Here is a 22,726-nt window from a genome sequence, read left to right on the forward strand (position 1 = left end):
ATGGAATCGTGCCCGCCATCAGCATGGAACGCTGCCCGCGATCGCATGGAACGCCGCCCGCCATCGGCTGGAACAGCGCCCGCCATCAGCGTGGAATCGTGCCCGTCATCGGGTGGAATACGCAGTCCATCGTGATACCGAGCCGCGTGATCAGGTCGGTGATCGGCTTGAAGGCCGGGTGCGCGCTGATGTCGTATACCGGATGTACGCCGCCCTCGGCGTCGGTGTACGTCAGCGTCACGGGCGTGCCCTCGCGCGAGAGCTCCACCTTGGGCACGCGAAGCACGGCGCCATCGCCCAGCACTGCCTGCAGGCACATCTGCAGCGCGCTCGTGATGGCCGCCATCAGGTCCGCGTGGATCTCGCCCAGGTGCTTCGGATTGCGCTGGTCCACCGCGGCGTGGTGGCGCATGAAGATTTCGGTCTGCTTCACGCAGCACGGCTGCGCCGAGCAGTAGTGCCGGTCGACCTCGCACGACTCGCAGAAGGCATAGCCGTCCGGCTTCGCGGGGAAGAACGTGGCCACCCGAGCGTTGATCCCGTGCTTCATCGCATTGAAGCGCGTGCGTCGCGCCTCCTCGGGCGTTGGGTGCCCTGCGAGATTCGAGGCACTGGCCTGCTTGCCCTCTTCGGTCTTCGGCCCCGTCGCAGCCTGGTGCGCCTTCATCAGCGCGCGCTCCCAGCTCGCCTGCGGCTGCAGCTCCGACCGGCAGTACGGGCAATTGGCCAGGTAGCGCCACGGGTGCGCTTCGAAGTCGGGATCCGGCTCGATGAGACCCGGAGGTGCGGAGAAATTGCTCTCGCAGCCGCCACAGCGGAACGTTACGCGATCGAGCTTGGCGGACCAGTCCTTACGAGCCATGGCGGTGGATCATCCGCAGCGCTGCGTTGCAGAAAAAGGGGCCAAAGCGAAGGCCGGACGAGAAAAAGGCCCCGGTTCACACCGGGGCCTGAAGGGTCTTGTTCGACCGAGGAGACAGGCTGCGCGAAAACAGCCCGACACCCGATCACACCTCGGGGCCGCACCGGGGTCAACCCTTTCCCTACGCACCGACGCTACGGCCAACCGTGAGGCTGCGGAACGCACCACCATGACTGACGGACTGGATGCGCGCTGCGGCCGTTGTCAAGGAACCCGGTGAGCAGGATGCCGCCTTTGTCGATCTTCAGCACCGTGACGCACGTGAGCCTGATAAGCAACTCTCGGCGCCCGTCGTCCGTGAGCGTCGCCTCGTGGATCGGCGGCCCCATGCGCGGGCGCGCCAGGCGCAACCAACCCGCTCTCTTCCCAGCCTGCACCGCCTCCGCGGGGAGCTTCACACCGTCCCGGCGCAGCGGATACACGTCACAGAAAAGCACTGTACAAGAATACAGTATCTGGCGTTCCAGGGTGTTGATCGGGATGTGAGTCCAGAATGTAGAGGCCTCGGCGCAACCAAGGCACACAACGAATCCGAGGAGAAGATCGATGGCAGGCATACCCGCGAAATGCCGCAGTTGCGGATCCATTGTCGAGGCGCGCGGCTTCATCGGAGGTACCGCGAGGGGCGTTCAGCTGGCCGGGAACACTTACCGGCCATGCCCCGAATGCGGAGGGCTATGCGACGTCCTGGACGGAACGTACGACGTTGTCGAGAGCGTCGCCACTCTGCTCTCAGGCCCGGAGACGACGCTAAATGCCCTGATGGCCGCGGCGACGATTGCGAAAGTGGCCAAAGCTGCCGGTGCTTCAGACGAAGAAGTGCTGCAGAAGGCGTCCGTCGCGATGCCCGTGCTGGCCAGCGCCAAGGGCATGCTGCGGAACATGGCGATCGCAGCCCTCTTGTTCATCGGCGAGCGCCTCGCGGAATCCGCCTACGAATGGGCGACCGACTCGGCGCCCGTGACGAAAGGTGAGCTCCATGAAGTCGTTCGGGACGCCGTTGCGCAGGCGATGGAGGCCCGCGACGCAGCTGCGTCAAACGCCGGGATCGAAGAGCTCGAGAGACTTCGGGCAGCATCCGAGCAGCGCCCTCAACTCAAGCTCTCCCCGAACATCACGATCAGTCACGCAACGATGGAGAGGCTGCAGCGCGACGCGATGGCCCGCTACCGCAAGAGTTCAGGCGCCACCGAGCGCGGCGAATAGCGCGGCCGACCGAATGCCGGCAGCTTGAAACACACGCGTTTGGTTCGCAGTGAGCCCGTGACGGGGAGCCAAAATCCGAGGAAAGGCCAGCGATTCGTCGCTGGCCTTTTTCTTTTGGAGGCGCGTTTCCCCGGCCGGCGGAGGCTGCCCTGCTATGAAATCGCTCGATGTGGATGAAAGACCGCGTCTACATCCTAATCAGCAGAGCAGTGACGCGATGCACGTCCACGAGTCGTGGGGCCCCCTGCCTCATGTGGGTCTTCACCCGCGTCGGCAGGAGCCCATTCGGAAATCCGAATCCGAATCCGAATCCGAAGTGCCTCACTGCGCCAAACCAGGCACTCTCTTGATCTGCAGCGGCCGAGCCTCAAGCGCCTTCCTTGCCTGCCATTCGTCATAGACGCACTGCTCCGCCAACCAGAGGTGCGCAGCGCCACCGTTCTCTTCGCCGAGCCACGCTTCCAGACGCAATGCCATTTCGGGAGAAATTGCCGCGCGGCCGTTCAGCACGCGCGACAACGCGACGCGCGTGACGCCGAGTTGCTCCGCGGCTTCGGTCACGCTGAGACCCAACGCCGGCAACACATCGTCGCGCAGCGTCAGGCCGGGGTGGGGGGGATCGAACATACGGGATTGTATACCGTTGCTTTACGGTACTCAGGGGACACCCGGGGTGTCCGTGGTGATCGTTCTGGAACGTCTTGGGCGTCGGTGAAGAGGTCAGCGCAGCGGTAGCCCGATCAGCCCGCCGCCAGCGACGTCCGCGCGCTCGGCCCGCTGCCCCCGCCACGACGACGCCACAGGGCAATCAACAGGTGCAGCCCGACGCCCAGCAGCACGAGCAGCACGCTGCCGATGCCCCAGACCACCCAGGTCGCCACGGTCAGGCCACCGGCCAGCGCAGGCGCGGCCTGCAACAGGCTGTCCACCCATGGACCGAGCGCTGCCATCGCCTGGGTCACGGCCTGCACGAGTTCCGGCGGCACCCACGGTGACAACCATGCCGGCAGCGACAGCGTGCCGGCGCCGGAGAGCGCCCCGGCGTTGGACACGGTCCACACCGCCAAGGCATGCAGTGCCCAGGCGGTCAGCGACCACAGGGCCAGGAGCGAGATGACGACGAACCAGCTGAGGGCGTAGAACATGATGGGTTGGTGGAAGTGCGGTGGGACAGCCAGAGTATGGGGACGGACATGATTCGAACAAACCATGGTCGTTCGCACCTAAGATTCGGTTTTTCCGCACCGGAGCAACCATGCTGAACTATCGCCACCTGCACTACTTCTGGGTCGTGACCAAGGAAGGCGGTTTCGCCCGCGCGGCCGAGCGGCTGGACATGGCGGTGCAGACCATCAGCGCTCAGGTGCGCGAACTGGAGAAGGCGCTCGGCCACCAGTTGCTGAAGCCCTCGGGCCGCGGCGTGGCCCTCACGGAGGCGGGCCACGCCGCCTTTGCACGCGCCGAGGAGATCTTCCAGCTGGGCCAGGTTATCCCCGACGAGGTACGTGAAGCGGCCAGCGGCAAGGTGGCGCGCCTGTCGGTCGGCTTTTCCGACGGCATCTCCAAGCTCGCCGCCCATGCCTTGCTGGAACCGGTGCTCTCCACCGCCAACCTGCGGCTTGTCTGCCACGAAGGCGAGGTCGAGCAGTTGCTGGGCGAGCTCGCGCTACACCACCTGGATCTCGTGCTGGCGGGACAGGCCGCACCCCGCAACCCCAATCTGCGCATGACCAGTGAGCGGCTGGTGCATGCGCCGGTGGAGTGGTACGGCCCCGCGCGCATGGTCGGCAAGTCCGAGCGCGAGCGGTTTCCGCAGTGCCTGAACGACTTGCCCGTTCTGCTGCCGACCGGTCACTCGGCTTTGCGAACAACACTGGATCACTGGTTCGAGACCCAGGGCCTGCGCCCGCGCATCGTCGGCGAGTTCGAGGACAGCGCGCTGCTGGCCGTCTTTGCCGCGCGCGGGCTGGGTGTGTTCCCGGTCAGTCGCATGGGCGCCGACGACATCGGGCTGATGCGGGGTTTGCGCCTGCTGGGCAGTGCCGAAGGCGTGAAGGAGGAGATCCACGCCATCCGGTCGCGGCGCAGCCAGCACCATCCGCTGGTGCAGAAGGTCATGGCCGCCGCGGCGGCCGGCACCGACGGCTGACTCTATGTCTTCTCCCGCGTCAACCGCTCTGCGAACGAGATGCCGATGGCCGAGAGCACGAACGTGAAGTGAATGACGGCCACCATTGTCACGACCTGGATGTTCTCCAGGCTCAGGCCGCTACTCAGGTAGGTCTTCAATGCATGAACGCCCGAGATCGAGATGATGGCGAACGCGAGCTTCAGCTTGAGGTTGTACGTGTTGACGTGGTCCAGCCAGTCGGGCTTCTTCATGTCCGTCTTGTCGAAGTGCCCGGTGGTCACGAAAAGCGAGACACCGGCCAGCGCCACGACCCAGACCAGTTGCGCCACCATCGTCATGTCCACCAGTTCGAGCACCTTGATGATCAGGTCGATCTTCTCGAGCTGCCCGAACAGCAAGGTGCTCATCAGCTTGTAGGTCTCCAGCAGGAACTTGCCGAGGATGCCCAGGATGATCGACACCAGGCCCACATAGAAGAACAGCATGGTGAATCTCATGCCGTAGAGCAGTGACCCGACCCCCGAAAGCAGCTTTTCCATTATTGGTTGACCTTGAGACAGAGCAGACAGCGACAGCAAGCGGCAGCGCGACCGCGTGGAGCGATTCTGAGGCTGAACTCGCGTCGAGACCACTGGTTTTTCCGAAGTTGACGTTCTCGAAACCCTGCTTTTTTCGGGCTGTTCGAAGGCCGACATTGCGCTTGTCCTCAACCAATGGAGAACCGCAATGCAAGTGCTCTTCAAGTCCCGCCACCCGCATGCCGCCGACCTGCGCGGCCTGACCGAGCAGCGTGTGCGCTTCGTGCTGCGGCGCATGGGCTGGCTGGTGCCCCGCGCCGAGGTGCAGATGTCGGACGTCAACGGCCCCCGTGGTGGCGTCGACAAGCGCTGCCAGGTGGAGCTGCGCACAGACGGCGCCGGCTCGGTGGTCGTCACGTCGATGTCGAACGACTGGCGAACGGCGCTGGACAACGCCCTGGCGCGCGCCGCGCGCTTCCTTATGCGGCAATGGCGCCGCAGCAGTGACTCCCGGCGTCAGCGGCAGCGCCTTTTGACCCACGAACGTTGAACCGCTGGATCCTCCGGATCAGGAGGGTCCGGAGGGTCCGGAGGGTCCGGAGGGTCCGGAGGGTCCGATCATGAACAACCGTCTCCGCTTCCTTCCGTAGCGCGCAGTCTGCAACTGCTGCGGCGCCTCCGCTGCAGCGGGTAACTCGTCCCGCCGCGGTCAAACTTCCTCCTTCAGGGGGCGTGCCCCTATAGCCGCACCTCCCGTCGCGCTGCACACTCTCCTCATCAGCAATCCCAGGAGTACCCCGTCCATGCGACGACGCGTCCATCTCGCCCTTCTCGGCCTCGCGGCAGTCACCGCGGCAACGGTCCCTGCGACCGCCCTCGCCCAGACCCCCTTCCCCGAAAAACCCGTCCGCATCGTCGTCCCCTACCCGCCCGGCGGCGCGACCGACGTGTCCGCGCGGCTGCTCGCCGGCGAGATGACGAAGCAGATCGGCCAGACCGTGATCGTCGAGAACAAGCCCGGCGTCGCCGGCGTGATCGGCACCGACATGGTCGCCAAGTCGGCAGCGGACGGCTACACGCTCGTATTCGGCGGGCCGGGCAACCTGACGCTGCGGCCGATCATGGACCCGAACCTCTCGTACAAGGTCGACAAGGACCTCGCGCCGATCAGCCATGTGGTGACCTACGACCATGTCTTCGTCGTGCGCAACGGGCTGCCCGCGCGAAACATCCAGGAGTTCATCAAGGTCGCGAAGGAGCGCAAGCTGACGTACGGCTCCTCGGGCAGCGGCGGGCCGCAGCACCTCGCGATGGAGCTCTTCAAGCACATGACCCAGACCGACCTGACGCACGTCCCGTACAAGGGCGAAGCACCAGCCATGCTGGACCTTGTGGGCGAACGCGTCGATGCGGCCATCATCTCGACGGCCGTGGCCGGCCAGTTGATCAAGGGCGGCAAGGTGCGAGCGATCGCGGCGACCAATCCGTATCGCTCGAAGACCTTCCCCGAACTGCCGACCGTGTCCGAAGCCGGCGTGACCGGCTACGAGATGGAGTCGTACGGCGGCCTCCTCGCGCCCGCCGGCACGCCGGCGCCGGTGATCGAAAAACTGCAACGCGTCGCCATGGCGGCCATGAAGGTGCCGTCGGTCCAGCAGCAGTTTCACGAAGCCGGGCTCTTCCCCATCGGCGGTTCGGCCACCGACCTCACGAAACTGCTGCGCAAAGAGCGCGAGAAGTGGGCGCCGATCATCAAGAGCTCGGGAGTGAAGCTCGAGTAAGCGCGCCGCGAGCGCTTGCGGGGATGACGCTAGAGCGTCCCCGCCGGCTTGTTGATCTGCGAAGCGACCCAGCCGGGCACACTCGCGCCCCGGTCGAGGTCTTGCGGCTCCAGGCCGGGCCCGAGGTCGAGGAGCGCGGGCCCGAGGTAGTCGCCCCAACGCGTCTGGAGCAAGTCCCGGTGCGGATGGTCCTTCAGCACGGCGGCGGCGAACGCGGCCATGGCGGCCACGCGCGCATCGAGGGCCTCGCAGCGCGCGGTCAGCGCGCCGATGGCGTCTGCAGTCTCTTTGTCCACGGCGGCCTCCCGGCTCGATGAGGGTTTCAGCGACTTCCACGGCTGCTCCTTGCAGCCACCTCATTGTGGAACCATCACGCCTTGCGCGCCAGCTAAACTACCGGGGCAGTCCCATGATCCAGTTCGGCAACCTCGACCGCTCCCTCGGCCCCTCGCGCGTGGTCCGCAAGGCCCAGTTCGTCGGCGAGGTCACGAACCTGATCGTGCCCGACAAGAACAGTGCCGCGCCGCGCCCGCAGGCTTTCCTCGTCGAGCAGTCCGCCAACTGGACGCTGCCGACGCACTTCCATCAGGAGCATCAGTTCCAGGTCTTCGTGAGCGGCGGCGGACGCTTCGGCGTGCATGCGGTGCCGCATCTCGCGGTCCACTACGCCTCGCCGCACGCGGGCTACGGCCCGCTGGTCTCGGGCGGCGACGGCCTGGCCTACATGACGATGCGCGCCGTCGGCGACGACACCGGCGCCTGGTACCTCCCGGACAAGCGCGATCACCTCGACAAGCGCGTGGCGAAGCGGCAGGCGCACGGTGCCCCGTCGGGCGCGATGGACTCGGCGACCCTCGCATCGCTTGCAGATCCGCAGACCGAAGTGCTATTGGAGCCGGACGCCGAAGGACTCGCGGCGTGGCTGCTTCGCTGGCCCGCTGGCGCAACCGGCGTATTCCCCGCGGGCGCCGAGCTCGGCGGCGGCCGTTTCGTCGTGGTCCACCAGGGCAGCCTCGTCATGCCCGAGGGCCAGGTCAACGCGCTGGGCGTCGCCTGGGCCGCACCGGGCGACGTGATGCGCGGCACGGCAGGACCGCAGGGACTCGAAGCGGTGGTCGTGCAGTTTCCCGCTGCGGCGCTGCAGTCCTTCCGGGAACAACACGCGCAAGCGTCCACATGAAGGCTCCCCGCGCAGCCGGGCTGCGCCGTCAATCCTCCACGCGCTTGCGCCCGGCCTTGACCTCAGACCGCTGCGCCTTCCCCTGCAGCCGCCGCTGCTTCGACGCATAGGTCGGCTTCGTCGCACGGCGCACCGTGGGCACTTCGGCCGCGGCCGAAACGATCTCCTCCAGCCGCGCCCACGCAAGCGCCTTGTTCTGCTCCTGGCTGCGCGCGGCCTGCGCCTTGAGCACGAGCACGCCGTCCTTCGTCACGCGCCGCCCCGGCATCGCCAGCAGCCGCTCCTTCACGTCCTCGGGCAGGGACGACTTGCCGATGTCGAAGCGCAGATGCACGGCGCTCGACACCTTGTTGACGTTCTGGCCGCCCGGTCCCTGCGCGCGCATGGCGGTGAACTCGACCTCCTCTTCGCGCAGCATCGACGCTTTCATCGGACCCTCAGTCCTTGAGCAGGCGCGCCTTCACGCCGCGCCCCTTGATGCGCCCTTCGTTCAGGCGCGACGTCGCCTCGCGCGCGATGCCGCGCTCGACCGCGACGTAGGTCGCGAATTCGTTGATGTCGATCTTGCCGATCTGCTCGCGCGTGTAGCCCAGGTCGGCGGTCAGCGCGCCCAGCACGTCGCCGGGGCGGATCTTCTCCTTGCGCCCGCCCTGGATGTGGATCGTCGCCATCGGCGGCAGCAGGCGCTCGCCGGCGCCCGGCGTGAGTTCGTCGAGCTTGTGCCACGCCGATTCCCGCCCTTGCAGTTGCTCGATCCGGCCGACCGCGCCCATTTCGTCGAGGCTCGCGAGGCTGAGCGCCAGGCCCGTCTCGCCCGCGCGGCCCGTGCGGCCGATGCGATGGACGTGAACCTCGGGGTCCGGCGCGATCTCGACGTTGACGACCGCCGCGAGGTTCGCGACGTCGAGCCCGCGCGCGGCGACGTCGGTCGCGACGAGCACCGAGCAACTGCGGTTGGCGAAGCGCACGAGCACCTGGTCGCGGTCGCGCTGCTCCAGGTCACCGTGCAGTTCGAGCGCGCTGAAGCCCTGCGCCTGCAGCAGCGCCGCCAGCTCGCGGCAGCGCGCCTTGGTGTTGCAGAAGGCGAGCGTGCTCGCGGGACGGAAGTGGTCGAGCAGTCGCGCGACCGCGGGCAGGCGCTCGGCCTCGCGCACCTCGTACCAGCGTTGCTCGATCTGTTCGTGGCCATGCTGCGCTTCGACCTTCACGGTCACGGGGTCGCGCATGAATTGCGCGGCGAGCTTCGCGATGCCCTCGGGGTAGGTCGCGGAGAACAGCAGCGTCTGCCGCTCGCTCGGGCACTGCCGCGCGACGCGCGCGATGTCGTCGACGAATCCCATGTCGAGCATGCGGTCCGCCTCGTCGAGGACGAGCGTGTTCAGCGCATCCAGCTGCAGGTTGCCGCGATCGAGGTGGTCCATGATGCGACCCGGCGTGCCGACCACCACGTGCGCGCCGTGCTCGAGGCTCGTGGTCTGCCCGCGCAGCGGCACGCCGCCGGACAAGGTGACGACCTTCACGTTGTCGTCGGCGCGCGCGAGACGGCGGATCTCGGTGGCCACCTGGTCGACGAGTTCGCGCGTGGGACACAGCACGAGGGACTGCACGGCGAAGCGGCGCGTGTTCAGGTTGGCCAGCAGCGCCAGCGCGAAGGCGGCCGTCTTGCCGCTGCCGGTCTTGGCTTGCGCGATGAGGTCCTTGCCGAGCAGCGCCGGCGGCAGGCTCTGGGCCTGGATGGGGGTCATCTCCACGTACCCGAGGCGCTGGAGGTTCTCGAGGGTGGAAGGAGACAGCGCAAGGCGCGCGAAGCCGGAATCGTTGGAAGCCATGAGCCCGATCATTCCACACGCGGGCGGTATATAAAGACGGCACCCGATGCATTTGCCCTGGCTGAACCCCGGCGATCCGTTCCCCGAAGCTTCCCAGGCCTGGGATGCGCGGCAGCCCGCACCCGGCCTGCTCGCGGCCGGCGGCGCGCTCGACGTCGAAAGCCTGCACCGCGCGTATTCCTCGGGCATCTTTCCCTGGTTCAGCGAGGGCCAGCCCATCCTCTGGTGGAGCACCGACCCGCGCATGGTGCTGTTCACCGAAGAATTCAGGCTGCACCGGTCGCTGCGCAAGACGCTCGCGAACTTCGTGAGGGACCCGCGCTGCGAACTGCGTTTCGACAGCGCTTTCGACGAAGTCGTGCGCGCCTGCGCGACGAGCGCGCGCGCGGGCCAGTCGGGCACGTGGATCGTGCCGGCCATGCTCAAGGCCTACCGGGCTTTCCACGAAGCAGGCCACGTCCACAGTGTCGAGACCTGGGTCGACGGCCAGCTTCAGGGCGGCCTGTACTGCGTGGCGATCGGCCGCGCGGTCTTCGGCGAGTCGATGTTCACGCGCGCGCCCGACGCCTCGAAGATCGCGCTGGCGGGGCTCGTCGCGTTCTGCCGGGCGCAAGGCATCCCCATGATCGACTGCCAGCAGAACACGCGCCACCTTGCCTCGCTCGGCGCACGCGAGATCGCGCGCAGCGAATTCGTGGCGCATGTCGCACAGGCTTCGGTCTTGCCTGCCGCGCGCTGGGAGTTCGACCCCGTATACTGGCGCGAACTCCTGCCTCCACCGACCCACGTGTGACGCACCTCAAGGATCTCCCGCTCCAGACGCTGCAGTTCTACGCGACGGCGCCCTATCCTTGCAGCTACCTGCCCGGCCGCCAGGCGCGCTCGCAGGTCGCAACGCCCAGCCACCTGATCCACAACGACGCGTATTCGGACCTCGTGACGAGCGGCTTCCGCCGCAGCGGCATGTTCACCTATCGGCCGTACTGCGACGGCTGCCGCGCCTGCGTGCCCCTTCGCGTGATCGCGAACGAATTCGAGCCCACGCGCAGCCATCGCCGCGCCCGGCAACGCCACGCCAATCTGCAGGCGCGCGTGCTCAAGCTGTGCTTCGTGCCCGAGCACTATCACCTCTACCTGCGCTACCAGACCGGGCGGCATTCGGGCGGCGGGATGGACCACGACAGCATCGACCAGTACACGCAGTTCCTGCTGCAAAGCCGCGTCAATTCGCGGCTGGTCGAGTTCCGCGAAACCAAGCCCGACGGCAGCCCCGGCGCGCTGCGCATGGTCTCCATCCTCGACGTCCTGAACGACGGGATCTCGGCGGTCTACACCTTCTACGAACCCGACGCCGCCGCGAGCTACGGTACCTACAGCGTGCTGTGGCAGCTCGACCAGGCCCGCCAGCTCGGGCTGCCCTACGTGTACCTGGGCTACTGGATCGAGGAGAGCGGCAAGATGAGCTACAAGGCCCGCTTCACCCCGCACGAGGTGCTGATCGACGGCCAGTGGGCCCGGGGCGATTTCACAAAGTAAAATGTCGGACATGAGAAAGTCCGACCCCAACGCGCCCGGCACGCCCACCATCCAGGTGATCGAACGCATGTTCGCGTTGATCGACGTTCTTGCGTCGCGCGAGGAAGCCGTCTCGCTCAAGGAAATCAGCGAGAAAACCGGACTTCATCCCTCCACCACGCATCGCATCCTCAACGACCTGGCCACCGGCCGCTTCGTCGACCGGCCCGAGGCGGGCAGCTACAGGCTCGGCATGCGCCTGCTGGAGCTGGGCAACCTCGTCAAGGGCCGCCTGAACGTGCGCGACGCGGCGCTCGCGCCGATGCGTGAACTGCACAAGCAGATCCAGCAGCCGGTGAACCTGAGCGTGCGCCAGGGCGACGAGATCGTCTACGTCGAGCGCGCGTACAGCGAACGTTCGGGCATGCAGGTGGTGCGGGCCATCGGCGGTCGCGCGCCGCTTCACCTGACCTCCACGGGCAAGCTGTTCCTCGCGGCGGACGATCCGCAGCGCGTGCGGGCGTATGCCACGCGCACGGGCCTGGCGGGACACACGAAGAACAGCATCACGCAGTTGCCGGTGCTCGAGCGCGAGCTGTCGAAGGCGAGGCAGTACGGCATGGCGCGCGACAACGAGGAGCTCGAGCTCGGGGTGCGCTGCATGGCGGCGGGGATCTACGACGACCAGAGCCGCCTCGTGGCGGGTCTGTCGATCTCGGCGCCGGCGGACCGGCTCGACGAGAGCTGGCTCGAGAAGCTGCAAGCGACGGCGAACGAGATTTCGTCGGCCCTGGGGCACAAGCCGCCGACGGCGCGACTCGCCGCCTGACGAAAAAAAACCGGCCGAGTCGCCGGTTTTTTTGCGGTTCGGGGATCAGTTGACCCGGCGGACCACGGTGTCCCCGCCGGCCTTCAACTTGGGCGCAGCCGATTCCAGCCAGGTGCGCACGCGCTCGGCGTCGCCGATGCGGCTCAACTTGCCCGCCGAATCGAGGAACACCATGATCAGCTTGCGGCCGGCCACCTTGGCCTGCATGACGAGGCACTGACCGGCCTCCGAGATGTAGCCTGTTTTCTGCAGGCCGATGTCCCAGACCGGGTTGTGGACCAGGCGGTTGGTGTTGTTGAACTTCAGCGTACGGTCGCCGACGTCGACCATGCGGCCGGGCGACGTGGAGAACTCGCGCAGCATCGGATCGCCCGATGCGGCGCTCACGAGCAGCGCGAGGTCGTGGGCGCTCGACTGGTTGCGGCTCGAGAGGCCCGTCGGCTCGACGTACTGCGTGTCCTTCATGCCGAGCTGGCGCGCCTTGATGTTCATGGCGCTCACGAACGCCGCCATGCCGCCCGGATAGGTGCGGCCCAGCGCATGCGCCGCACGGTTCTCGCTCGACATCAGCGACAGATGCATCAGCTCCCCGCGCGACAACGTGGTGCCCACCTTCAGGCGCGAGCTGCTGCCCTTCTCGGTGTCGACGTCGTCCTGCGTGATGGTGATGGTCTCGTCGAGCGGCAACTTGGCTTCGCTCACGATGATCCCGGTCATCAGCTTGGTGAGCGACGCGATGGGAAGCACCGCGGAATCGTTCTTGCGCAGGAGCACTTCATTCGTGTCCTGGTCGATCACGAGCGCCACGCTCGACTTCAGGTCGAGGTCGTCCTGGGTGCCATGCAGGCCGAGGATCTGGCCGAAGGAAGGACGCGGCGGCGCGGCCCGCACGACGGCGGCGCGTCGCGATTTGGCCACTTGCGCGCGCCCGCCCTGGAAGCTCTTGGCGACACGCGGCGTCTTGACGACGTGCCCGTGGGCTTGTTTCTTGACGGCGCGACGCGCACCCGCTGCTTCGGCGGGCGCGGACGGCATGAGCGCCAGAACAAGGGCTGCGAGTGCAACGGTATGTAGGATCGGCTTCAAGGTTGCATCACTCCAAACTACGTTCGCGAAGGCCAGGCCTGCCGGATGAGAACGCGCCTGCGTAGGAACTCGCCGACATGGTGCCAGCAAATCCCCGCAGATTCAAGCACTTAGGAAACTATCCTAAGAAAGTGGAGCGATTGTAAGTAAATACCCTTGGGCCGTCGCACAAACCGATCAGCTTTACTTTGTAACCTGTTGAGCCGATTGGGCGACCGAGCCCATCGTGCGCTGCAAGCCCGACACGATGGCCTTCAGCGACGCCGTCACGATATTGGAATCGCTGCCGACGCCGAAAATGGTGCGCTCGCCGATGCGGATCTCGAGGTACGCGATCGCCCGCGCATTGGCGCCCGAAGCGATCGCGTGCTCGTGATAGTCCAGAACGCGGATCGATTCGCCGGTGGCGGCCGAGAGCCCCTGCACGAACGCATCGATCGGCCCGTTGCCTTCCCCGCGCAGCTTGATCGGGCGGCCGGCGAGTTCGATGTTCGCGGTGAGCTTCGACACGCCGTCGTGCTCTTCCAGCGCAAGGTGCTGCGGCGCCTTCACGGTCACGAGGCCATATTCGCGCTCGAAGATCCTGTAGAGGTCGGCCGCGGTCTGCTCCTTGCCCTCCTGGTCCATCACGGCCTGCACGACCTGGCTGAACTCGATCTGCAGGCGGCGCGGCAATTCGAGTCCGTACTCCGCCTCGAGCAGGTAGGAGATGCCGCCCTTGCCCGACTGGCTGTTCACGCGGATCACGGCTTCGTACGTGCGGCCGAGGTCCTTGGGGTCCAGCGGCAGGTAGGGCATGTCCCAGATGTCCGTTTCCTTGCGTGCGCCGAAGGCCTTCTTGATCGCATCCTGGTGCGAACCCGAAAACGAGGTGTAGACGAGATCGCCGACGTAGGGATGGCGGTCGTGCACCGGGATCTGGTTGCAGTGTTCGACAGTGCGGCGGATCTCGTCGATGTCCGAGAAATCGAGGCCGGGATGGACACCCTGGCTGTAGAGGTTGAGCGCCACGTTCACGAGGTCGAGGTTGCCGGTGCGCTCGCCATTGCCGAAGAGGCAGCCTTCGAGCCGGTCCGCGCCGGCCATCACCGCGAATTCGCCGGCGGCCGTGCCCGTGCCGCGGTCGTTGTGCGGGTGGACGGACAGCACGACGGAGTCGCGGCGCGCCATGTTGCGGTGCATCCACTCGATCATGTCGGCGAAGATGTTCGGCGTGGAGTGCTCCACCGTCGACGGCAGGTTGACGATGCACTTGTGCTGCGGCGTCGGCTTCCACACGTCGGTGACCGCATCGACCACCCGCTTGGCGAACGTGAGCTCGGTGCCGGAGAACATCTCGGGCGAGTACTGGAAGACCCACTCGGTCTTCGGCTGCTTCGCGGCGAGTTCGACGAAGAGCTTGGCCTGGCTGGTCGCGAGTTCGACGATGCCGTCTTCATCGAGCCCGAGCACGACCTTGCGCATGACCGGCGCGGTCGCGTTGTAGAGATGGACGATCACGCGGCGCGCGCCGACGAGCGATTCGAAGGTCGTGCGGATCAGTTCCTCGCGGGCCTGCGTCAGCACCTGGATCGTCACGTCGCTCGGGATGCGGTTTTCCTCGATCAGCTTGCGAACGAAGTCGAATTCGATCTGCGAGGACGACGGAAAGCCCACCTCGATTTCCTTGAAGCCGATCTCGACCAGCTTCTCGAACATGCGCAGCTTGCGCGGAATGTCCATCGGCTCGATGAGCGCCTGGTTGCCGTCGCGCAGGTCGACGCTGCACCACACGGGCGGACGGGTGATCACCTTGTCCGGCCAGGTGCGGTCCGCCAGGCGCACCGGCGCGAACGATCGGTACTTGAGCGCGGGGTTCTTCAGCATCGGCATGATTGAAAGCTCCAGAAAAGAAAAAAGGCCCGCTGCGGGTGCAAGCGGGCCGAGATCGGTGATGGGAAAAATTGCGCGCGCTACCGACTCCGCCCTGTGACGGATAGAAGTAGCGCGAGCGCGATCATCTGCATGAAGTCGAATCTAACACACGATCGCGAAAACGCAAACCGGCGTGTCATTTGTGCAACCCGCGCTCGTCCGGCTCGTCGATGGACGTGCTGATGACGCTGGTGGGCTGGCCCTTGGCCTTGCGCCAGAAATAGACGAAGTAGCCGGAGGTGCCGTAGATCACGAACAGTGCGAAAAGCACGCTCGGCGGATGCGTGCTGATGGCCGCGAAGCCGAGCGCGATGAGCACGATGACCACGAAGGGCACCGACTTCTTCATCTGCACGTCCTTGAAGCTGTAGAACGGCACGTTGGTCACCATGGTGAGGCCCGCGTACAGCGCGATGGCGAACATCGCCCACGACAGGTCGTAGGGCTTGAATTCGAGCTCGGTCATGAGCCAGATGAAGCCCGCGACGAGCGCGGCGGCCGCCGGCGAAGGCAGGCCCTGGAAATAGCGCTTGTCCACGACGCTCGTGTTCACGTTGAAGCGCGCGAGGCGCAGCGCGGCGCAGGCGCAGTAGACGAAGGCGGCGATCCAGCCCCAGCGCCCGAGTCCCTTGAGCGCCCACTCGTAGGCGATGAGGGCCGGGGCCGCGCCGAACGACACCATGTCGGACAGCGAATCCATCTGCTCGCCGAACGCGCTCTGCGTGTTCGTCATGCGCGCGACGCGGCCGTCGAGGCTGTCGAGGATCATCGCGGCGAAGACGCCCGTCGCCGCGAGGTCGAAACGGCCGTTCATGGCCATCACGACCGCGTAGAAACCCCCGAACAACGCCGCGAGCGTGAACAGGTTGGGCAGGATATAGATGCCCTTGCGGCGCTTGCGCACGACTACGCCGTCATCGGGCGTGTCGTGCGGCGTGGAGGCTTCTTGCATCCGCCGAGTTTAATTCCTGCTCTTGTCCACGAGTTTGTTCGCCTTGATCCAGGGCATCATGGCGCGAAGTTTCTCGCCCACGGTCTCGATCTGGTGCTCGGCCATCAGGCGGCGCTTCGAGCCCAGCGTCGGCGCGCCGGCGCGGTTCTCGAGGATGAAGCTCTTGGCGTATTCGCCCGACTGGATGTCGCGCAGCACCTGCTTCATGACCTTCTTGGTCTCGTCCGTCACGATGCGCGGGCCCGTCACGTACTCGCCGTACTCCGCGTTGTTGGAGATCGAGTAGTTCATGTTGGCGATGCCGCCTTCGTAGATCATGTCCACGATCAGCTTCAGCTCGTGCAGGCACTCGAAGTACGCCATTTCGGGCGCATAGCCGGCTTCCACCAGCGTCTCGAAGCCCGCCTTGATCAGCTCGACGGTGCCGCCGCACAGAACGGCCTGCTCGCCGAACAGGTCGGTCTCGGTCTCTTCGCGGAAATTCGTCTCGATGATGCCGGCCTTGCCGCCGCCGTTCGCCATGGCGTACGACAGCGCGAGGTCGCGCGCCTTGCCGCTCTTGTCCTGCTGCACGGCCACGAGGTGGGGCACGCCGCCGCCTTGCGTGTAGGTGCCACGCACGGTGTGACCGGGGGCCTTGGGCGCGACCATCCACACGTCGAGGTCGGCGCGGGGCGTCACGAAGCCGTAATGCACGTTGAAGCCGTGCGCGAAAGCGACCGAAGCGCCTTCCTTGATGTTCGGCTCGACGTCCTTCTTGTAGACCTCGGCGATCTGCTCGTCGGGCAGCAGGATCATCACGACGTCGGCGGCCTTCACCGCATCGGCCACTTCAGCGACCTTGAGGCCGGCCTTCTCGACCTTCGGCCAGCTCGCGCCGCCCTTGCGCAGGCCGACGATGACCTTCACGCCGCTGTCGTTCAGGTTCTGCGCGTGCGCATGGCCTTGCGAGCCGTAGCCGATGATGGCGACCGTCTTGCCTTTGATGAGGCTCAGATCGCAGTCCTTGTCGTAATAGACCTTCATGGTTCTCTCCGGGGAAAAATTGGGTTGGAATTCAGACGCGAAGAATGCGCTCGCCGCGGCCGATGCCGCTCGCGCCGGTACGAACCGTCTCGAGGATAGCGCTGCGGTCGATGGCTTCCAGGAAGGCGTCGTTCTTGGCCTGGTCGCCGGTGAGTTCGATGGTGTAGCTCTTCTCGGTCACGTCGATGATGCGGCCGCGGAAGATGTCGGCCATGCGCTTCATCTCTTCGCGCTCCTTGCCCACCGCGCGCACCTTCACCATCATGAGCTCGCGCTCCGTGTAGGCCCCTTCGGTGAGATCGACCACCTTCACGACCTCGATCAGGCGGTTGAGGTGCTTGGTGATCTGCTCGATGACGTCGTCGGAGCCGGTCGTCTGCACCGTCATGCGCGACAGCGACGGGTCTTCCGTCGGCGCCACTGTGAGCGACTCGATGTTGTAGCCACGGGCCGAGAAAAGGCCCACCACGCGGGAGAGCGCGCCGGGCTCGTTCTCCAGCAGCACTGCGATGATGTGTTTCATGTCCTTGCGGCTTTCCGTCCCCGCGCCCTCCCCCGCTGCCGGTAAGCAAAGCGGGCTTGGCGACCGGTCGGGTCGGCCGTCCTTATAGGTTCGAAAAGTTTCTAGAGGTCTTCGCTGCCCAGCAGCATCTCGGTGATGCCCTGCCCGGCCTTCACCATCGGCCAGACGTTCTCGGTCGGGTCGGTGCGGAAATCCATGAAGACCGTGCGGTCCTTGAGCTTGCGCGCTTCGCGCAGCGCCGGCTCCACGTCCTCGGGCCGCTCGATCAGCATGCCCACGTGGCCATAGGCCTCGGCGAGCTTCACGAAGTTGGGCAGCGCATCCATGTAGCTGTGGCTGTAGCGGCCCTCGTAGTCGAGTTCCTGCCACTGGCGCACCATGCCCAGGTAGCGGTTGTTCAGCGAGATGACCTTGATCGGCGTGTTGTACTGCAGGCAGGTGGAGAGTTCCTGGATGCACATCTGCACCGAGCCTTCGCCGGTGATGCAGAACACCTCGGAATCGGGCTTCGCGAGCTTGATGCCCATGGCGTAGGGAATGCCCACGCCCATGGTGCCGAGGCCACCCGAGTTGATCCAGCGGCGCGGCTCCTTGAACTTGTAGAACTGCGCTGCCCACATCTGGTGCTGGCCGACGTCGGACGTGATGTAGGTGTCGGCGTCCTTCGTCATGTTCCACAGCGTCTCGATCACGTGCTGGGGCTTGATGACCTCGCGGTTGCCGCGGTCGTACTTCAGGCAGTCGCGCTTGCGCCAGCCGTCGATCTGCTCCCACCATGCGCCCAGCGCCTGCGCGTCGGGCTTCAAGCCGCTTTCCTTGATCTGCGTGACGAGATCGACCAGCACGTCCTTCACGTCGCCGACGATCGGGATGTCGACCTTCACGCGCTTGGAGATCGACGATGGGTCGATGTCGATGTGGATGATCTTGCGCTCGTTCGACGCGAAGTGCTTGGGGTTGCCGATCACGCGGTCGTCGAAGCGCGCGCCGACGGCCAGCAGCACGTCGCAGTTCTGCATGGCGTTGTTGGCTTCGATCGTGCCGTGCATGCCGAGCATGCCGAGGAACTTGGGGTCGGCCGCCGAGATGGCGCCCAGGCCCATCAGCGTGTTGGTGCAGGGGTAGCCGAGCAGGTCGGCGAGCGCGCGCAGTTCGTTCGTCGCGTTGCCGAGGATCACGCCGCCGCCGGTATAGATGTACGGACGCTTCGCCGCCATCAGCAGCTGCACGGCCTTGCGGATCTGCCCGCCGTGACCCCTGCGCACGGGGTTGTACGAGCGCATCTCGACCTTGTCGGGCTGGCCCGTGTACACGGTCTTGTTGAAGGAGACATCCTTCGGGATGTCCACCACCACGGGGCCGGGCCGGCCGCTGCGCGCGATGTGGAAGGCCTTCTTCATCACCATGGCCATGTCGCGCACGTCCTTCACCAGGAAGTTGTGCTTGACGATGGGGCGCGTGATGCCGACCGTGTCGCATTCCTGGAAGGCATCGAGGCCGATGGCCGCGGTGGGCACCTGGCCGGTGATGATCACCATGGGGATCGAGTCCATGTACGCGGTGGCGATGCCGGTGACCGCGTTGGTCACGCCGGGGCCCGACGTGACGAGCGCCACGCCCACCTCGCCCGTGGCTCGCGCATAGCCGTCGGCGGCATGCACGGCCGCCTGCTCGTGGCGCACCAGCACGTGCTGGATGGTGTCCTGCTTGTAGAACGCGTCGTAGATGTGCAGTACCGCGCCGCCGGGGTAGCCCCAGACGAACTTGACGTTCTCGGCCTGCAGGGCCTTGACCAGGATTTCGGCGCCGCGGAGTTCGGGGGAGTTCGCGACCTGCGATGCGGCCGCGGCAGAAATTTCTGCCTTCGAGATTTCCATGATGATGAACCTTTCGGGTTTCAACAAAAACCGTTGGGTGCCCCTTCGCCGGCCCTTGTGGGGCTGCGTCGGGACTTAGAACCTCGTGCCATGGGCGGGCCGATTGCGCCGCCGGACCCGGGCTCGTTTGCCTTTTGACTTGCAAGCCGGATTATGGCCGATAATTCCGGGCTTCCCCGCAGCCCATCCATGGGCGACGACAAGAGACGACACTTTCTTCGCAGCCCTTGGCAACCGAACGCGAACTCGCAGACTTCCTCAAGGGCGTCGAAAAGCGGGCCTTCAAGCGCAGCGTCTATCACGTTCGCGACGAGGAGGCCGCGCTCGACATCGTGCAGGACAGCATGATGAAGCTGGCCGAGCACTACGGCGACAAGCCGGCCAACGAGCTGCCCATGCTCTTCCAGCGCATCCTGTCGAACTGCACGCTCGACTGGTTCCGCCGGCAGAAGACGCGCAACGCCCTGTTCTCCAACATGAGCGACTTCGAAGCCGCTTCGGACGAAGGAGATTTCGATCTGCTGGAAACTTATGCGTCCCAGGACGCATCCCAGCAGTCTGAAAGCGCGGAAGATTCCACGAGACGGGCTCAAAACTTGCGAGAAATCGAAGCCGAAATCATGGAATTGCCCGCGCGTCAACGGGAGGCGTTTTTGATGCGTTATTGGGAGGAGATGGACGTGGCCGAGACGGCCGCGGCCATGGGCTGCTCGGAAGGCAGTGTCAAAACGCACTGTTCGCGTGCAGTCCAGGCCTTGAGCAAGGCGCTCAAGGCAAAGGGAATGAAGCCATGATGAAGTTCACCACGCCAACCCCCGGGGTCGGCCCGCAAGATGTATTCGGCCGCCGTGTCGCGGCACGCTTGGCTGCCGGCACTGCCGAGCTCCCCTACGACGTGACCGAGCGCCTGCGCGCCGCGCGCATGCAGGCCCTGGCCCGCCGCAAGGTCGAGGCGAAGCCGGCCCCGGCCGTCTTCGGCATGGGCGGCGCCGCCGCGCTCGGCTTCGGCGACGAGGGTTTCGGCCTGTGGAGCCGCATCGGCTCGGTCGTGCCGCTCGTCGTGCTGGCCTTCGGCCTCGTCTTCATCCATACGATCCAGACCGAACAGCGCGCCTCCGAAGTCGCGGAAGTCGACGTCGCGATCCTGACCGACGACCTGCCGCCCGCCGCCTATACCGACCCCGGCTTCGCGCAGTTCCTGCGCCTGACCGGCGAAGCGCAGGCCCCGCGTGCCGGGGAGTGATTCGCGCATGATCTCGGCGCCGCATCGCGCGCTGCTGCTTTCGGTTCTGTTCGTGGCCGGCGCATCCCCGGCTCTGGCGCAAGTCGTCGCACCTGCTTCCGCGCAAGCCGCCGCAGCCGCTTCGCGCGCCGCCTCCCCGACCGCGGCCCGCCCTGCCAGCGCGGCCCCCGTGCAAGCCCGCAAGCCCGCGCCGGCCCGTCCGGCAAACAGCGCCGCGACCAGGGACGAAGCCAAGCCCACCTGGGCCGAACTCACGCCCGAGCAGCAGGGCACGCTCGGCCCCCTGGCGGGCTCGTGGAAGAGTCTTTCGGCGCCGCACAAGCGCAAGTGGGTCGCGCTCTCGGAGAATTACCCGAAGATGACGCCGCAGGAGCAGGGCAAGCTGCGCAGCCGCATGAACGACTGGGCGTCGCTCTCCCCGCAGCAGCGCACCCAGGCGCGCTTCAACTTCCAGGAAACCAAGCGCGTGCGCGCCGACGACAAGAAGGCGAAGTGGGAGGCCTATCAGGCGCTCTCGCCGGAAGAAAAGCGCAAGCTCGCCGCCGGGGCCGCCGCGGTGAAGCCCCCGCCGCCGCCCACCGCGCCTGCGGTCAAGCCGGTCGCGCCGCAGAAGCTCGCCAGGGTGCCGAAGCCGCAGGAGGGCGACTTGCGCGCACCTCGCATCGCGGCGTCGGAGGCGGTCGAGGGCAACACGCCCGCGCCGGGCGTCCCCGGCGCCGACCTCAAGCGTTGAGCGCCGCGCCCGTGTCCCTCGTGGCGCCCGGCCTCGCGCGGCGCATGGCGTGCTGGCTGTACGAGGGCTTCCTGCTCTTCGCAGCCCTGCTCATCGCCACGCTCGTATTCAGCGTGGCCACGCAGATGAGAAGCGGCATCGCATCGTCGCGCCCGCTGCTCGTCGCCTTCCTGCTCGCCGTGGCCGGCGTGTACTTCTCGTGGTTCTGGTCGAAGGGGCAGACGCTGCCCATGCGCGTATGGCGCATCCGCATGGTCGACCGGCACGGCGCGCCCGTGTCGCAGGGCCGCGCGTTCCTGCGCTACGTGTACTGCTCGCTCTGGTTCGCGCCGGTCATCGCGGTGCTTCAGGCCATGCCGAAGTTCACGCTGCACGAGGCCGGAATCCTCTTCTTCGGCTGGGTCGCGGTCTGGGCGACGCTGAGCCGTTTCCATCCGCAGCGGCAGTTCTGGCACGATGCGATGGCGGGCACGCGGCTCGTCGACGCGCCACGCCCTGCATCTTCCTCATGACCCCGGCCTTTTCCCTTTGCGTCTACTGCGGCTCGCGCCCCGGCAACTCGCCTGTCTTCGAGGCGGTGGCGACCGAGGTGGGCCGCTGGATCGGCGAACACGATGGCCAGCTCGTCTACGGCGGCGGCAACAACGGCCTGATGGGCCTCCTTGCCGACGCGACGCTCGCCGCGGGCGGCCGTGTGGTCGGTGTCATCCCCGCTGCGCTGGTCGAACGCGAATTCGCCAAACGCGATTGCACCGAGCTGCACGTCGTCGAGAACATGCACCAGCGCAAGAGCCTGATGGCCGAGCGCGCGGACGCTTTCCTGGCGCTGCCCGGCGGCATCGGCACCTTCGAGGAATTCTTCGAGGCGTGGACGTGGCGGCAGCTTGGGTATCACGCGAAGCCGATCGGACTTCTGGACACGGGCGGCTACTACGCCGCAATGCTGGCGTTCCTGCGCAAGAGCGTATCCCATGGCTTCATGAGCGAGTGGCAGATGGGTTTGATCACCATCGGCGCCGATGCGCCTTCGCTGCTCGAGAAGCTGGTGACGGATGCCGGCGATGCGCCGCAGCGAATGGAAACGTCGAAAATCTGATCCGGCGAGGCGCGGATCGCGGTCGCCTACACCGCGCTCTCGTCCATCTCCCCCGTGCGGATGCGCACGACGCGCTCCACCGAAGTCACGAAAATCTTGCCGTCGCCGATCTTGCCGGTGCGCGCGGCGCGCACGATGGCGTCGACGCAGCGGTCGACGTCGTCGTCCTTCACGACCACCTCGACCTTCACCTTCGGCAGGAAGTCGACCACGTATTCCGCGCCGCGATAGAGCTCGGTGTGGCCCTTCTGGCGGCCGAAGCCCTTGACCTCGGTCACGGTGAGGCCGGTCACGCCGCACTCGGCCAGCGCCTCGCGCACTTCCTCGAGCTTGAAGGGTTTGACGATGGCGGTGATCTGTTTCAT

Annotated in this window: 28 protein-coding genes; 13 read left to right on the forward strand and 15 right to left on the reverse strand. The window is 66.3% G+C overall.

Translation table 11 applies throughout. The annotated features are described in order from the left end of the window. Positions 1-85: 85 nt before the first annotated feature. Positions 86-862: a hypothetical protein gene (locus AB7E83_RS07710; RefSeq protein ID WP_428567374.1), complete on the reverse strand. Its 777-nt coding sequence runs from the start codon at positions 860-862 to the stop codon at positions 86-88. Between the two features lie 194 nt (positions 863-1,056). Further along, on the reverse strand, positions 1,057-1,530 hold the full coding sequence (locus AB7E83_RS07715) for a hypothetical protein (protein ID WP_428567376.1): 474 nt from the start codon (positions 1,528-1,530) through the stop codon (positions 1,057-1,059). Positions 1,531-1,684: 154 nt separating this feature from the next. On the opposite strand from AB7E83_RS07715, the gene AB7E83_RS07720 reads away from it, so the two are divergent. Further along, entirely contained in the window at positions 1,685-2,128 is a 444-nt protein-coding gene (locus AB7E83_RS07720; protein ID WP_428567379.1) for a hypothetical protein, read from the forward strand. A gap of 321 nt (positions 2,129-2,449) precedes the next feature. On the opposite strand, the gene AB7E83_RS07725 is transcribed toward AB7E83_RS07720, so the two are convergent. Both AB7E83_RS07725 and AB7E83_RS07730 read right to left on the reverse strand, forming a co-directional pair. Further along, positions 2,450-2,755, reverse strand: a complete 306-nt coding sequence (locus tag AB7E83_RS07725) for a HigA family addiction module antitoxin (RefSeq protein ID WP_428567382.1) — start codon at positions 2,753-2,755, stop codon at positions 2,450-2,452. A gap of 113 nt (positions 2,756-2,868) precedes the next feature. Beyond that, positions 2,869-3,273, reverse strand: a complete 405-nt coding sequence (locus AB7E83_RS07730; protein WP_428567385.1) for a hypothetical protein — start codon at positions 3,271-3,273, stop codon at positions 2,869-2,871. A 110-nt stretch (positions 3,274-3,383) separates the two neighbouring features. Here AB7E83_RS07730 and AB7E83_RS07735 point away from each other — a divergent pair, with 110 nt between their 5' ends. After that, positions 3,384-4,277, forward strand: coding sequence for a LysR family transcriptional regulator (locus tag AB7E83_RS07735; RefSeq protein ID WP_428567388.1), 894 nt, complete (start codon positions 3,384-3,386; stop codon positions 4,275-4,277). Positions 4,278-4,279: 2 nt separating this feature from the next. On the opposite strand, the gene AB7E83_RS07740 is transcribed toward AB7E83_RS07735, so the two are convergent. Beyond that, positions 4,280-4,798: a YqhA family protein gene (locus tag AB7E83_RS07740; RefSeq protein WP_428567391.1), complete on the reverse strand. Its 519-nt coding sequence runs from the start codon at positions 4,796-4,798 to the stop codon at positions 4,280-4,282. 187 nt (positions 4,799-4,985) lie between these two features. On the opposite strand from AB7E83_RS07740, the gene AB7E83_RS07745 reads away from it, so the two are divergent. After that, the gene (locus tag AB7E83_RS07745; RefSeq protein ID WP_428567394.1) at positions 4,986-5,327 is read left to right on the forward strand and encodes an HPF/RaiA family ribosome-associated protein; all 342 of its coding nucleotides are present in this window, start codon (positions 4,986-4,988) and stop codon (positions 5,325-5,327) included. Between the two features lie 253 nt (positions 5,328-5,580). Then, entirely contained in the window at positions 5,581-6,558 is a 978-nt protein-coding gene (locus AB7E83_RS07750) for a Bug family tripartite tricarboxylate transporter substrate binding protein (protein WP_428567397.1), read from the forward strand. A gap of 29 nt (positions 6,559-6,587) precedes the next feature. On the opposite strand, the gene AB7E83_RS07755 is transcribed toward AB7E83_RS07750, so the two are convergent. Beyond that, positions 6,588-6,854, reverse strand: a complete 267-nt coding sequence (locus tag AB7E83_RS07755) for a hypothetical protein (RefSeq protein WP_428567400.1) — start codon at positions 6,852-6,854, stop codon at positions 6,588-6,590. Between the two features lie 113 nt (positions 6,855-6,967). Here AB7E83_RS07755 and AB7E83_RS07760 point away from each other — a divergent pair, with 113 nt between their 5' ends. After that, entirely contained in the window at positions 6,968-7,738 is a 771-nt protein-coding gene (locus AB7E83_RS07760; RefSeq protein ID WP_428567403.1) for a hypothetical protein, read from the forward strand. 28 nt (positions 7,739-7,766) lie between these two features. Here AB7E83_RS07760 and arfB read toward each other — a convergent pair whose 3' ends face one another. Both arfB and dbpA read right to left on the reverse strand, forming a co-directional pair. Next, positions 7,767-8,168: an alternative ribosome rescue aminoacyl-tRNA hydrolase ArfB gene (gene arfB / locus AB7E83_RS07765; protein ID WP_428567406.1), complete on the reverse strand. Its 402-nt coding sequence runs from the start codon at positions 8,166-8,168 to the stop codon at positions 7,767-7,769. A gap of 7 nt (positions 8,169-8,175) precedes the next feature. Beyond that, positions 8,176-9,567 (reverse strand): ATP-dependent RNA helicase DbpA, encoded by a 1,392-nt coding sequence (dbpA, locus tag AB7E83_RS07770; protein WP_428567408.1) that lies wholly within the window; start codon positions 9,565-9,567, stop codon positions 8,176-8,178. Between the two features lie 46 nt (positions 9,568-9,613). On the opposite strand from dbpA, the gene aat reads away from it, so the two are divergent. The 3 genes from aat to AB7E83_RS07785 are packed head-to-tail and all read left to right on the forward strand — an operon-like array spanning position 9,614 to position 11,911. Further along, positions 9,614-10,360 carry a leucyl/phenylalanyl-tRNA--protein transferase gene (aat, locus tag AB7E83_RS07775; RefSeq protein WP_428567411.1) on the forward strand — a complete coding sequence of 249 codons (747 nt, stop codon included), beginning with the start codon at positions 9,614-9,616 and terminating at the stop codon, positions 10,358-10,360. After that, positions 10,357-11,103 (forward strand): arginyltransferase, encoded by a 747-nt coding sequence (locus tag AB7E83_RS07780; protein WP_428567413.1) that lies wholly within the window; start codon positions 10,357-10,359, stop codon positions 11,101-11,103. The genes aat and AB7E83_RS07780 overlap by 4 nt, the downstream gene beginning before the upstream one ends. Positions 11,104-11,113: 10 nt before the next feature. Then, complete coding sequence (locus AB7E83_RS07785) at positions 11,114-11,911, forward strand: IclR family transcriptional regulator (protein ID WP_428567416.1); 798 nt, start codon at positions 11,114-11,116, stop codon at positions 11,909-11,911. A gap of 45 nt (positions 11,912-11,956) precedes the next feature. Here AB7E83_RS07785 and pbpG read toward each other — a convergent pair whose 3' ends face one another. From pbpG to AB7E83_RS07815, 6 genes are all read right to left on the reverse strand, one after another. Continuing rightward, positions 11,957-12,946 (reverse strand): D-alanyl-D-alanine endopeptidase, encoded by a 990-nt coding sequence (pbpG, locus tag AB7E83_RS07790; protein WP_428567680.1) that lies wholly within the window; start codon positions 12,944-12,946, stop codon positions 11,957-11,959. Between the two features lie 234 nt (positions 12,947-13,180). Beyond that, complete coding sequence (leuA, locus tag AB7E83_RS07795; RefSeq protein ID WP_428567681.1) at positions 13,181-14,863, reverse strand: 2-isopropylmalate synthase; 1,683 nt, start codon at positions 14,861-14,863, stop codon at positions 13,181-13,183. 184 nt (positions 14,864-15,047) lie between these two features. Further along, positions 15,048-15,863: a CDP-diacylglycerol--serine O-phosphatidyltransferase gene (gene pssA, locus AB7E83_RS07800; RefSeq protein WP_428567419.1), complete on the reverse strand. Its 816-nt coding sequence runs from the start codon at positions 15,861-15,863 to the stop codon at positions 15,048-15,050. A gap of 9 nt (positions 15,864-15,872) precedes the next feature. Continuing rightward, positions 15,873-16,889, reverse strand: coding sequence for a ketol-acid reductoisomerase (gene ilvC / locus AB7E83_RS07805; protein ID WP_428567421.1), 1,017 nt, complete (start codon positions 16,887-16,889; stop codon positions 15,873-15,875). Between the two features lie 31 nt (positions 16,890-16,920). Further along, complete coding sequence (gene ilvN, locus AB7E83_RS07810) at positions 16,921-17,412, reverse strand: acetolactate synthase small subunit (protein WP_428567424.1); 492 nt, start codon at positions 17,410-17,412, stop codon at positions 16,921-16,923. Between the two features lie 101 nt (positions 17,413-17,513). Then, entirely contained in the window at positions 17,514-19,289 is a 1,776-nt protein-coding gene (locus tag AB7E83_RS07815; RefSeq protein ID WP_428567427.1) for an acetolactate synthase 3 catalytic subunit, read from the reverse strand. 227 nt (positions 19,290-19,516) lie between these two features. On the opposite strand from AB7E83_RS07815, the gene AB7E83_RS07820 reads away from it, so the two are divergent. The 5 genes from AB7E83_RS07820 to AB7E83_RS07840 all read left to right on the forward strand — a co-directional run bounded on the left by AB7E83_RS07820 (position 19,517) and on the right by AB7E83_RS07840 (position 22,361). Next, positions 19,517-20,083 carry an RNA polymerase sigma factor gene (locus AB7E83_RS07820; RefSeq protein WP_428567430.1) on the forward strand — a complete coding sequence of 189 codons (567 nt, stop codon included), beginning with the start codon at positions 19,517-19,519 and terminating at the stop codon, positions 20,081-20,083. Next, positions 20,083-20,532 carry a DUF3619 family protein gene (locus tag AB7E83_RS07825; protein WP_428567684.1) on the forward strand — a complete coding sequence of 150 codons (450 nt, stop codon included), beginning with the start codon at positions 20,083-20,085 and terminating at the stop codon, positions 20,530-20,532. The genes AB7E83_RS07820 and AB7E83_RS07825 overlap by 1 nt, the downstream gene beginning before the upstream one ends. Positions 20,533-20,701: 169 nt before the next feature. After that, complete coding sequence (locus AB7E83_RS07830) at positions 20,702-21,265, forward strand: DUF3106 domain-containing protein (protein ID WP_428567433.1); 564 nt, start codon at positions 20,702-20,704, stop codon at positions 21,263-21,265. Continuing rightward, positions 21,262-21,777: an RDD family protein gene (locus tag AB7E83_RS07835; protein ID WP_428567436.1), complete on the forward strand. Its 516-nt coding sequence runs from the start codon at positions 21,262-21,264 to the stop codon at positions 21,775-21,777. Before AB7E83_RS07830 ends, AB7E83_RS07835 begins: the two co-directional genes overlap by 4 nt. Continuing rightward, positions 21,774-22,361 carry a TIGR00730 family Rossman fold protein gene (locus AB7E83_RS07840; RefSeq protein ID WP_428567437.1) on the forward strand — a complete coding sequence of 196 codons (588 nt, stop codon included), beginning with the start codon at positions 21,774-21,776 and terminating at the stop codon, positions 22,359-22,361. Before AB7E83_RS07835 ends, AB7E83_RS07840 begins: the two co-directional genes overlap by 4 nt. A gap of 26 nt (positions 22,362-22,387) precedes the next feature. Here AB7E83_RS07840 and AB7E83_RS07845 read toward each other — a convergent pair whose 3' ends face one another. Then, a complete protein-coding gene (locus AB7E83_RS07845; protein WP_428567440.1) occupies positions 22,388-22,726 on the reverse strand; it encodes a P-II family nitrogen regulator in 339 nt (112 codons plus the stop codon).

Source organism: Ramlibacter sp. (assembly GCF_050250995.1).
Classification (GTDB): domain Bacteria; phylum Pseudomonadota; class Gammaproteobacteria; order Burkholderiales; family Burkholderiaceae_C; genus Ramlibacter.